Raw genomic sequence first — 11333 nt, forward strand, 5'->3', positions numbered from 1 at the left:
CCTTTTCATGGGAGCTGGACAGGATATGCTTTTGGAGTTTGTTTTGTTGCATTGATATCATTTCCATCCCACACAAGGACTTTTGCCCTATATTGATTTACATCGAAAGGCGTTATTACTGACAATGAATAAACCTCAGTAGCACCCGCGCCAATTCTCCTGCCAAGGGAATTCATACTTACCATACTGCCGTTTTGGTCATAGAGAACCAGTATTACCAGTACGTCCTGAGTCATTGAGGTGTTGTTTCTGATGCCGGCATAGGCATAAAGCGGTACACCCGGTGTCACTCCTGCTGCACGGGAAAGGGTATCCCACGGTATTTTAGGTGCTATCACTTCTGTTGCTCCGTTTTGTACAACCTGCTTGGGCAGCAGATCCTCCTCTTTGTATTGTGAATAGCTGAATACGATGTTTGCGGTTATGTCGCCGGAGCCTTTAGAGGATACGCTGATTTCCTGAGTCTGAGTAGATAGGGTTTTGTTGGCATCCTTATAAGTAACGGTGATTTTTTTACCCGTATCATAAGTATTCAACACCTTTTGATCCGAGCTGTCGGCGGCAAGGTTGTTTTTTGAAAAATCAATGTACCCGACGGTGTCTATTTGTCCGTCGCTGTATTTTAAGGCAACAGCAAGGCCTGAAAGATCCAGCTTTTCGCCCTCTGTATAGTTCAATTTCGGTTGGCTCGGCATACTGATGCTTTTGACCTCAATAGGAATAATTGGCACGGACTTCGATGCTATGCCTTCCCTTAAGGTGGTGGAAACGGCCGAAACCTTGAAATAAGTCTGAGTACCGCTTTCCAGGCCGGTAATACTATAGCTTGTATTTGCAGACCCCATTGCTGTTCCCGGCGCCGTGCCAACTTTTTCATATCTGCCATCCCACGAATGGGATTTGTAAATATTGTAGGCTGCCGCATCCTTCACTGCATCCCAGGTAATCACAGCAGAGTTTAAGGTAAGGGACTTATCCTTTAGTGCTAAGTTCTGGGGCTGTGCAGGTGGGAAGGAGCCTATGGGCTGCGTCAGGTAATTGACCACGTGACACTCCGAGATATTTTTGCCGTCGTTTGTGGTCAAATTATAATTGTAGACCGCGAGGCACCACCGGTAAGCATAATATGAGTAGTCCTCGGGAACATTGGCCACGGTTCCCGAGCTTGTGATGGATTTGGATTTTGCGCTGGAGGTTGTGACTGAAGCACCCACTCCTCCGCTGACACCCTTTGTTACGCCCAATATGTTAGTTTTCACCATTACATTAGTCTCCAGAGAGAAATCAAAGGCTTTCTCATCCTCTTCGGACACTGTGATTTCCTGGGAGGTTATGCCTTCACCTATTCCCGTTCCTATAAAGCTTTTCTCGTAGGCGCCTCCGCGGTATAGGGTGTTTTTGCGGAAAGCTTGACCAAGGCGCATACCCATGACATTAGAAATCTCATTTGGCTTTTGCCCATTCTTTAATGTATAGGTTCTGGGGTCTCCGACAACATGGTTATTTAAAACCTCAGGCGATACCTTGGGTGCACTGGGCATATTCTGTGTCACCCGATTGTAGTAATTAAGGGACATGCTCTGCATAATAGGTGCGTATGGGAGCCGGATCTCCATCAGCTCAGGTTTTTCGCTGTCCTTGGCATACATCTCATAATAGAATACATCATAGGGTATGACCATGGCCACCACCTGGTCATCAGCAGTAAGGTTAGTAAAGCTTTGGCTTGTGCTTACCGACGTGGTGGACGTCCAGCTTTGGGTAAATGAGCTTTTTACTTCAACCTCAAACTCTTGAGAGAATATTTTTTTGCCCAAAATACTTAGTCCGTCCTCAAAGCCAAAGGTGACACCTGCGCTGGCTGAAATGCCTCCGCCTAAAGAGGAGGACTTCTCCGCTCCCGTTCCGTAGGTAGTTCCGATATTGCCGATGACACCTGAATATTCTCTGCTCTGCTCGTTCAGTTCCTTATAATAGGGTGCCGCACCCAAAACCGCTATTACAGAGGGGTCTGAAAAAGTAAAGGTAGTCAGTTCAGGCCTTGCAACCACTGTGATGCCGGTATTTAAAACATCTACCGCCGCTATAGAAGGATAATTGGTTTTTCCTTGATCACCGCCCCATATTTTAGTCAAATGAGTGGTAATATCAGTGGAGTTGTTATCCTCACGGCCGCACCATGTCACGAAGACATGCTCTCCATCGTAAAACCGGTTATAATGGAGCATTAAAACCTGCTCTCTTCCGGACAAGTTGCCATCAAAATTCCCGACGATTGTGCTTATGATGTATGTGGAATCCTCTCCCTTGCCTCCGCCATAAATATCGGTGATATCTTTAAACCAATGACCGCTTTTGTGCTGGTATCTCAAACTCGTATTTTTATATTTATTCGCCGCTTTGGGATGTGCAACGTCATGCTTTATAAAGCTTGCACCGTCATATTTCAAAAGGATATTTCCAAACACTACATATTCTTGCATGCCAGGGCCGTCAAGGGCAGCGCAGGCAATGCCCGGAAGCCAGCTTTTAAGACCCTTCGCCGCATTATCGCTTATGGGATATACCGGATAGCTAGCACTTGATATATCGCCAAAGCCTTTGCCGTCATATATGAGATAAGTAATGGCAAGGCTTTGATCATTCAGTCTGCCTCCTATGATAATAGCATTTTCTCCTGTATTAAATGCATCACCTACGCTTACGCTGGCACTGGTAAAGATGTATTTGTCCGGGTCTTTTTTATTGCTGCTTTGGGGATGCAGGTCGATTTTTGTTGTGGGGCTGTTTAAATCCGTAGTACCGCTGTAAATATAGAGCACCGCCGGATTCAAATCCGGTATTCTTTTCTTGCCCTCCTGTATTTGAGTTACTGTATCTCCGCTGCATATCAGCAAATCTGCATAACCGTCTGAATCCGCATCGCCTGCGGCGATATCAATGACATTTCTGGCGCCATTAGGCTTGATTTGCAGCGGATTGCTGGTATCAATGCCTTCGGCTATATACGGAATCAAAGTATCATTTCTGATGATTTTATCTTTGCCCAAATCAGCTGAAGCAACATCGCTATTCTTTTCCAAAGCATAGGAAACCGAGCCGGTATTGGGATTCATCTCCTTGTTGATGTTAATGATAAACAAGCTGCTGCTTACAGCAATTGCCAGCTCATCCTTGCCATCATGGTCAAAATCGCCGGCAGCCATATCGATGGGGTATTCCCGGTTGGATGTGGTACGGTCGTCATAGCGCTCAGGCTTTTTTATAGTTGCGATGAGAAAAGAGGAATGTACTGGTTTACCCCCGTTATAGTCGCTTACAAATAGCTTTAAATCTATATTTTTGTTGTTAGCTTTGTTTTTAGGAATGGCGGCTGTTACAAAGACCTGAATGCTTCCCTGATCCGTCTGCCCGAAAGCCCCTATTCCGCTAAAGTCCGCCGCAACTGATACCTTGGGCGCATTAAGGGATTCATTATCCAAAACACCGTTCAGATTCATGAGATCCTGATTTGCCTTCATTCCGTCGTTAGTCAGAGGCAGGTTGGAAACTCCGCTGCCGATCTTAAAGGATGTGTTGGAAATTATTCCAATTTGCGAGATTCTGTTGAAATAGGATATATCAACTCCAAGGGGGTGCTTTGCGGTATCCACCGGATTGCCGGCTTCATCGGTTCTTTGTCCTTGAGTTGTGTCAAAGCCAAGAGCCTTTGCCTGCTCTGCGGGATCAGTGATCGGCGCTGTTATGTCATTTTCATCTGCGTATGCCGGCTGAATGTTAACCAAAATACAGGTGCAGAATAAAGCAAAGGCGAGTAACAGAGAAAGAGATTTTTTCATAAAACAAACTCCCTTCATCACAAATATCAGGTATGTGCAAATTATTTCATCTTCATCCGTTTTCCTCCTTTTCCTTTTTCAGTCTGGCAAACGCCGGAGGAATTCTTGGAGTTTTAGCCTGCTTATTGGCTTTAAGAGGCTAAAGACCGCCGGACTGTTTCTAATTCTTGCCAGTTCCTTTCTATAGGCCGTGACGAACACGATCTTCAAGGCGGGGTTGCGTTCAAGCAGTTCCGTTGCAAGTTTTGCGCCGTTTAGGTTCGGCATGATAAGGTCGATAAAAGCCACTCCGGGATTTAAGGTTGCCGATGCCTGAAGCGCTTCCCGGGGGCTTGTAAAAGCGCCTACGATTTCTATATTTTCCTGCCCTGAAAGAATATAGACAAGCTCGTCAAGGCAGGGTTTTTCATCGTCCACCACCAACACGCGCAAGAAATCAACCTCCTTTCATATCTGTGCCCTTAACTTAACACAGGGTTATCACAAAATCTCACAAACTGGAAACGCGCCTGATAAAATAGTGGGGGTTAACTATTTGTGATGATCGCTTCCAACCTTGAAAAATTTTATAAGATAATTTTGCAGTATTAAAAAGCCAAAATGGCAAATCACTTCTTTGCCATTTTGGCTTTTTAGTTTCTCTATATTTTAGATAATTGCGATCTCGGTTTGCTTGTCAAATACATGCATTTTGTTCATATTGAAGGCCACCTTGATCATCTTTTCCGCTTCTGCCGCGGATGAAGATTCGACCTTGGCGATCAGGCTTTGATATCTCCTCTCAATAATATTCTGGCCGTCTGGCCTACGTAATTTTTTTCACAACAGATCATTTCATCCTTCATTAATTGCTTAATCTGATTTCTGGTTTTATGCAGTATTTCAGATAATACCTTATCAACTCTTATATTGAGCTCAAAAGGATTCTTGATGATTATGTAATCATTAGCCTGTGGAAGTGTCTCTCCTTGTTGAATTATATTATAGCTAATATGTTCCAAGTCGATTTCAGCCTTGTTCTTCGCAAAGAGAGTCTTTTTATTGCCATATTCTGATGCCAGCACGATATCATTAGCCATGAACCTGTCATACTCATCTCTGCTTATGGCGGATGGTGCTACTCTTTTATAGATAGCCAGGTTATATGTGTTTCTGCATTTTTCACACTGATAGATCAGCCATACATCTATTCGATTACCATTTGCATTTATTCTGAATTTATCTGTATTAATATACTTTGTCTTGCATCCGCATTTTGAACAATTCCTGATAATCTTATATGAATCATTAGGTAAAATTTTATATTCAATTTCTTTAAAATAGCTCATTTTGCATCTCCTAAAATATTATTTTGGGATTTGCAAAGGCTATCTAATTATTCATTTATTGCAATAGCCTTTGCTATGCAAAATAAACTGGTGTGCACATATAATGGTCTCCTTGATTTTTTCTTAATCATACTATATATCTGACGTGCACACTATCTCAAACATTTTTCTAAAAAAAAATGAGCCAATATCTATTCCATATTGACCCATTATCTTTCACGCCGCATTTTTCATTTTACTTATGATGCGCTGTATACTTTTTTCAGACAAGAAGTATTTTTCCGCCAATTCTGCAGTTTTTAAACCATTTTGATAATCTTCATAGATGCTGATATTCCTTTCATGTAGCTCCTGACGGATCTTTGTTCCTTCGCCCCATTTTTTTCTGGTGTTCTCTTTCCTTGGAATATAAATGCATTCCCCGTCCACATAATTTTGTATTAATTCTATAACTTCAATTGGCAGAATCTGTTCTGCTTTTCTATAGCTCATTTTGCCCTCCTAAAATATATACTATTAGGAACAGCAAGGGCTATAACAGATTTAATTTATAAAAATGCAATAGCCGCTGCTATGCAAAAATAACATATCTTCTCATAAAACAAGCCTCCTTTTTTACACCTGCTGCATAAATTGTAATTTATTTTTCAACTGAGGTCAATATATAAGAGCTTTTAGCCTTTAGGTAAAATTATTGTAAATAAAATGCTATATGAAAATGCTTAATGTTTAGATAAAATGATATTGTAAGCAAAAGCTGGAATTTGGGGAGCCGAATGAAATGGGCTTGCGGATTATATCGGAAATGTTATTTTCGGGCATTAGATGGGGGGTGTAAAGATGAGTAAGATTGCTTGCGGCATAGACTTAGGGGGAACAAAGCTAGAAGTAGGCCTTGTAGATGACAATGGCAATATCATAGCGAGAGTGAAAAGGCCTACGCATGCACATGAAGGGCCGGAAAGTGTCATAGACAAAATAAATGACAGCATAATGACCGCTCTTGAAAAATCGAATATCAAACAAAGGGATTTGCGGGGCATTGGAATAGGTGTACCCGGATTGATCGATGCCGATATGGGAAAGGTAATCTTTCTTACAAACCTTCCGGGATGGAGAGATATACCTCTTGCAGAAATTATGGAAGAAAAGTTTCATATACCTGTTAAGCTTGGCAATGATGCCGATGCGGCGGCCTATGGGGAATATTTATTCGGCTCAGGGCGGGGTGCAAGAAACTTTGTATATATGACTGTAAGCACTGGGATAGGCGGAGGCGTGATAATAGAGGGTAAGCTTTACCGTGGAGCCAGCTCAGGCGCGGCAGAGATTGGCCATGTCGTGATTGATGTACACGGGGAAAAATGCAACTGTGGGAATTATGGCTGCTTTGAAGCCCTGGCCTCCGGTACAGCCATAGCAAGATTTGCAAAACGGGCTATTGATAGAGGCAGGCATTCATTAATAGAAGAATTGTCAGGAGATGAACCTATAAAGGCGGAGCATGTTTTTGAAGCCGCCGGACAGGGGGACAGACTTGCACTGGACATAATCGATGAAGAGGCATTTTATCTGGGCATAGGGATATGCAATATAATGGCTATGTATAATCCGGAAAGGATAGCTATAGGTGGCGGAGTATCAAATCAGTGGGATATGTTTTATCATAAGATGATGGAAACTGTCAGGGATAGGGCCTTGAAGCAAAATGCAAAAGTGTGCAGGGTGATAAAGGCAGAATTAGGAACAGATGCCGGCGTTGTGGGTGCAGCTGCATTGATAATCTAAGTGAGAATTGATACCGCAGGAAACACTTGACGTATTGACTATATGATACATATAGTTTAATATATCTATAGACAAAAGGATATGCATGCATAACCTATCGTTGCTGATATAAGCATAGGGGAGTAATTGCCGCAAATATTTGCGGGGTAATGTCAACATACTGATGGAAACATCTGGCATACCTGAAACAATGAGACTTATGCGCAGCTATTGCTGCGCCTGAGTCTTTTTTTATGCGTGTAGGACAAAATATGGAAGGGGATAGAAATGGATATTTTAACTATTGTACTTATCGCTTTGGGACTGGCTATGGATGCCTTTGCCGTATCTGTGAGCAGCGGTATAACGATCAAGGATCTTAAGCCGAGACATGGAGTAAAAATTGCTTTATTTTTCGGAGGTTTTCAGGCTTTGATGCCTATATTGGGCTGGCTGCTGGGAATAGGATTCAAGGATTATATCGAAAAGTATGACCACTGGATAGCCTTTGTGCTATTAGGCTTTATCGGGGCAAAAATGCTCAAGGAAGCTATGGATGACGATTGCGAATATATTTCCGATCCGCTGCAGAACAAGGTGCTTTTTATGCTTGCAATAGCGACAAGCATAGATGCTATGGCAGTTGGAGTAAGCTTTGCCTTTTTGAAAGCTTCCATACTCAGCTCTTCTCTGATCATCGGCGCAATAACCTGTGTGATCTGCTTCGGTGGGGTATACCTGGGCAATAAATGTGGCTGCGTATTTAAGAAAAAAGCGGAGATCGCAGGCGGCGTAGTGCTCATACTGATAGGCTTCAAGATTTTAGCCGAGCATTCCGGCTTCACCACTGTGGTGCTCAACATGTTTAAATAAAGAAAGAATAAATTTGCTGACTAATGTACAAAATTAGAGAGTATATTGTTATAATGTAGACAACAAGAATGAAAGAAGGGGTACTACATGGACAACAATGACAAATTGGTGGAAAAGTTGATTCAGCGCAATAATGCCAACATAGTGCTGCTTGTTATGGATGGGCTTGGAGATATACCCAATAAGGATTTCGGACGAAAAACTCCTTTAGAGTATGCAATAACTCCAAATCTGGATAAACTGGCAAAGGAATCTGCTTTAGGCAGGCATATACCTGTGCTGCCGGGTATCACGCCGGGAAGCGGCCCCGGACATTTAGGCTTGTTTGGCTACGATCCCTTGGAATATGAGATAGGAAGAGGGATGCTGGAAGCTGCGGGCATGGATATGGATATAAAGGATGGAGACGTAGCAGCAAGATGCAATTTTGCATCGGCAGATGAAAACGGAGTGATAACTGACAGAAGAGCAGGCAGGATTCCTACGGAGAAATGCGTTGAAATATGTGAGATATTGAGCAATAATATAAAAACCGTAGACGGTGTGGAGGTAATAATCAGACCGGGCATGCAGCACAGGTTTGTGGTCATGTTCAGGGGCGAGAACCTTTGCGATAAGCTTACGGACTCAGATCCTTTGATGGAGGGGAAAGAGCCTCTGGATGTTGAGCCTCTGACAGAGAATGCAAACTTTACCGCAGAGATAGTAAATAAGTTTTTCAGGGAAGCACGCAAGGTGATAAAGGATCTAAAACCGGCCAACTCCCTCCTGATGAGAGGATTTTCTGCAAAGCCGAGGATTCCAAGCATGTGCGACAGATTTGGACTTAATACTGTTTGCATAGCTCATTATCCCATGTATAGAGGGCTTTCAAAGTTTGTCGGTATGAATGTTTTGGATGCAGGCAATACTCCTGAGGATGCATTCAATGTATATACAGACAATTGCTCTAAATATGATTTCTTGTTTATACATATAAAATATACGGACAGCTTCGGAGAGGACGGAAATTTCCAGGGAAAGGTTAAGACCATTGAAGCCGTTGACAAGGCATTGCCCATTCTTCTTGAGAAGAAACCCAATGTGCTGTGCATTACGGGCGATCATTCAACACCTGCGGCAATGAAAGGCCATAGCTGGCATCCGGTGCCTGTTATGATACATTCGGACTTCTGCGGCTTTGACGATGCTTCAAGATTTACTGAGAATGATTGCAATAAAGGAAGCTTAGGGATGTTCCAAAGCAAATACCTAATAAATTATTTGCTTGCTAATGCCATGAAGCTTTCAAAATTTGGAGCTTAAATAGAAGGAGTTTTCTTTTATGAAAAAAATCAAGCTTTTGATCAGATATATAAAGGACAAAGAAGTTTCTATTTTTAAAAAGCTGTTGATTTTTGGGGGCTTGTTTTATCTCATATTCCCTATGGATATTGTTCCTGACTTCATAATAGGTTTAGGCATATTGGACGATGCTGCGGTGCTGCTGTTTGTCTGGAATGCCATAAAATCTGAACTCAGCGAATATGAAGAAAAAGTTATCAAGACTGGTGTGGATCCATCCAGGGTCATCGAGGTGGATTTTAAAAAGGAAGATGATGATTAACAGGGGTGTTTTTGTGAAGAAGTCATTGCTCATATTATGGCTTTCGATATTTGTTTTTGCTATGGTATCATGCGCCGGATTTGCAGGGCCTGATGACGGCATCCTTCCTCCCGATGATGCAGAAGCTGTGTCGCCTGAAGAAAAAAATGAAATTACGATTTCCATGGTAGGCGATATGATTTTTTATTGGAATGTAGAGGCTTCCATGAAAAAATATGGAGACGGCTATGTATTTGAAGGCTATGGTCCTATGATGAAAAAAAGCGATATAGTGCTGGGCAATCTGGAGACCTCCATATCCAGGCGCGGCAAGCCTGCAGAGGATAAGCAGTATACCTTCAGAGGCAGGCCGGAGGTTTTGAAGGCATTGAAGGACAGCAATTTCTCTGCTGTCAGCATAGCGAACAATCATGTATTGGATTTTGGCATGGATGCTTTTTTGGATACCTTGAGCCATCTGAAAAAGCATGAGCTTTCCTATGCAGGCGGAGGCAGGAATCGGGAAGAGGCGGACAAAGGAACGATAATAGAGAGAAATGGCATAAAGGTAGGCTTTTTAGCCTTCACAAAAGTGGTGCCTGTGGTTGAGTGGTATGCAAGAAAGAATAAGCCTGGCATAGTGGGCGCATATAAGGTTCACGAGCAGGAATTTGTAAGGACTATAAAGGAAATGAAGACAAATTGCGATGTGCTGGTCGTATCCGTTCATTGGGGTAAGGAAGCATCGACGGAAATAAGAGATGAGGAAAGGTACATAGGCCGCAGCATGATAGATGCTGGAGCTGACATAATAATGGGACATCACCCCCATGTAGTTCAAGGGATTGAGATATACAAGGATAAACCCATCTTCTACAGCTTAGGAAATTTCATTTTCACAAAATCAAAGCTTGATATCAGCAACAAAACTATAATGGCCACTGTCACAGCTGATGATAAAGGCAATATATCCAACATTGAAATTATTCCCGGGAATATTGTTAATGGAAAGCCCACTCCTATGGAAGGCATCGAAAGAGACGAATTCATCAAATATTTCAACGGGCTAAATGTGAATTATACAGTAGTGAATAGTGAAATTTAGTGAAAGATTCAGTGACCTTCAGTGGTTAAATAGAAAAAGGAGGTAAAGCATGGTTCTATTATTGGCATCCATAGCTCCATCGATAGCGTTAATGTATTTTTTCTATGTGAAGGATAAATATGAAAAGGAACCCAGGCAGCTATTGATCAAGGCATTTTTCCTTGGAGCTCTTGCTGTTATTCCTGTATTATTGGTGGAGATGCGCTTGAATGTATTTGATGCGGCAGCAAATAGAAACCTGATAGCTGCAGGCTATACAGCTTTTATTGTAGCGGGTCTGGTGGAAGAGGGCTTCAAATTTCTTATGTTTTACCTTCTTATATGGCGCAATCATGAGTTCAACGAGATGTATGACGGCATAGTTTACAGCGTCTTTGTTTCTTTAGGATTTGCCACTATAGAAAATATAGGATATGTATTATCTACCGGATTTAGTGTGGCGCTTTTGCGCTCTCTCACCGCTGTCCCTGCCCATGCCATGTTTGGCGTAGCAATGGGATATTACCTGGGAATAGCGAAGTTTGCCAGAACGCCTTATAGGGAAAAATATTTCAGGCTAGGCTTGATAGTTCCTGTTGCTTTGCATGGAATTTATGATTTTATCTTGCTTTCTCAAAGATACTATATCATGGCTGTGTTTATATTTTATGTTATATATCTTTGGAAGCGAGGCATGAGCAATGTGAGGGAACTGGTGGAATGTTCGCCTTACAAGGATTTGCCGGATAAGGATTACGAAGATGACCAAAGGCGATGATATTTAATAAGATTCCACTTCATAAACTGTGTTGTGCTGCACTCTTATATCAGTCAGCACAACAGATCATCAATGAATT

At 42.3% G+C, this 11333-nt stretch carries 10 protein-coding genes; 6 read left to right on the forward strand and 4 right to left on the reverse strand.

Translation table 11 applies throughout. The features are described from left to right. Positions 1–5 precede the first annotated feature (5 nt). The 4 genes from LJD61_RS04840 to LJD61_RS04855 all read right to left on the reverse strand — a co-directional run bounded on the left by LJD61_RS04840 (position 6) and on the right by LJD61_RS04855 (position 5659). Complete coding sequence (locus tag LJD61_RS04840) at positions 6–3839, reverse strand: fibronectin type III domain-containing protein (protein ID WP_255226381.1); 3834 nt, start codon at positions 3837–3839, stop codon at positions 6–8. A gap of 78 nt (positions 3840–3917) precedes the next feature. After that, entirely contained in the window at positions 3918–4265 is a 348-nt protein-coding gene (locus LJD61_RS04845; protein ID WP_255226426.1) for a LytR/AlgR family response regulator transcription factor, read from the reverse strand. A gap of 335 nt (positions 4266–4600) precedes the next feature. Then, the gene (locus tag LJD61_RS04850) at positions 4601–5167 is read right to left on the reverse strand and encodes a DUF1062 domain-containing protein (RefSeq protein ID WP_255226382.1); all 567 of its coding nucleotides are present in this window, start codon (positions 5165–5167) and stop codon (positions 4601–4603) included. 216 nt (positions 5168–5383) lie between these two features. Next, positions 5384–5659 (reverse strand): CD3324 family protein, encoded by a 276-nt coding sequence (locus tag LJD61_RS04855; protein ID WP_255226383.1) that lies wholly within the window; start codon positions 5657–5659, stop codon positions 5384–5386. Between the two features lie 348 nt (positions 5660–6007). On the opposite strand from LJD61_RS04855, the gene LJD61_RS04860 reads away from it, so the two are divergent. The 6 genes from LJD61_RS04860 to LJD61_RS04885 all read left to right on the forward strand — a co-directional run bounded on the left by LJD61_RS04860 (position 6008) and on the right by LJD61_RS04885 (position 11254). After that, a complete protein-coding gene (locus LJD61_RS04860) occupies positions 6008–6955 on the forward strand; it encodes an ROK family protein (protein WP_255226384.1) in 948 nt (315 codons plus the stop codon). Positions 6956–7222: 267 nt separating this feature from the next. Beyond that, entirely contained in the window at positions 7223–7807 is a 585-nt protein-coding gene (locus LJD61_RS04865) for a manganese efflux pump MntP (protein WP_255226385.1), read from the forward strand. Between the two features lie 87 nt (positions 7808–7894). After that, a complete protein-coding gene (locus LJD61_RS04870; RefSeq protein WP_255226386.1) occupies positions 7895–9112 on the forward strand; it encodes a 2,3-bisphosphoglycerate-independent phosphoglycerate mutase in 1218 nt (405 codons plus the stop codon). 19 nt (positions 9113–9131) lie between these two features. After that, positions 9132–9413, forward strand: a complete 282-nt coding sequence (locus LJD61_RS04875) for a YkvA family protein (RefSeq protein WP_255226387.1) — start codon at positions 9132–9134, stop codon at positions 9411–9413. A gap of 13 nt (positions 9414–9426) precedes the next feature. After that, positions 9427–10497, forward strand: coding sequence for a CapA family protein (locus tag LJD61_RS04880; protein ID WP_255226388.1), 1071 nt, complete (start codon positions 9427–9429; stop codon positions 10495–10497). Between the two features lie 49 nt (positions 10498–10546). Further along, positions 10547–11254, forward strand: a complete 708-nt coding sequence (locus tag LJD61_RS04885; protein WP_255226389.1) for a PrsW family glutamic-type intramembrane protease — start codon at positions 10547–10549, stop codon at positions 11252–11254. Positions 11255–11333 lie beyond the last annotated feature (79 nt).

The sequence above is a fragment of the Lutispora saccharofermentans genome (assembly GCF_024363565.1).
In the GTDB taxonomy this organism is placed as follows: Bacteria; Bacillota; Clostridia; order Lutisporales; family Lutisporaceae; genus Lutispora; species Lutispora saccharofermentans.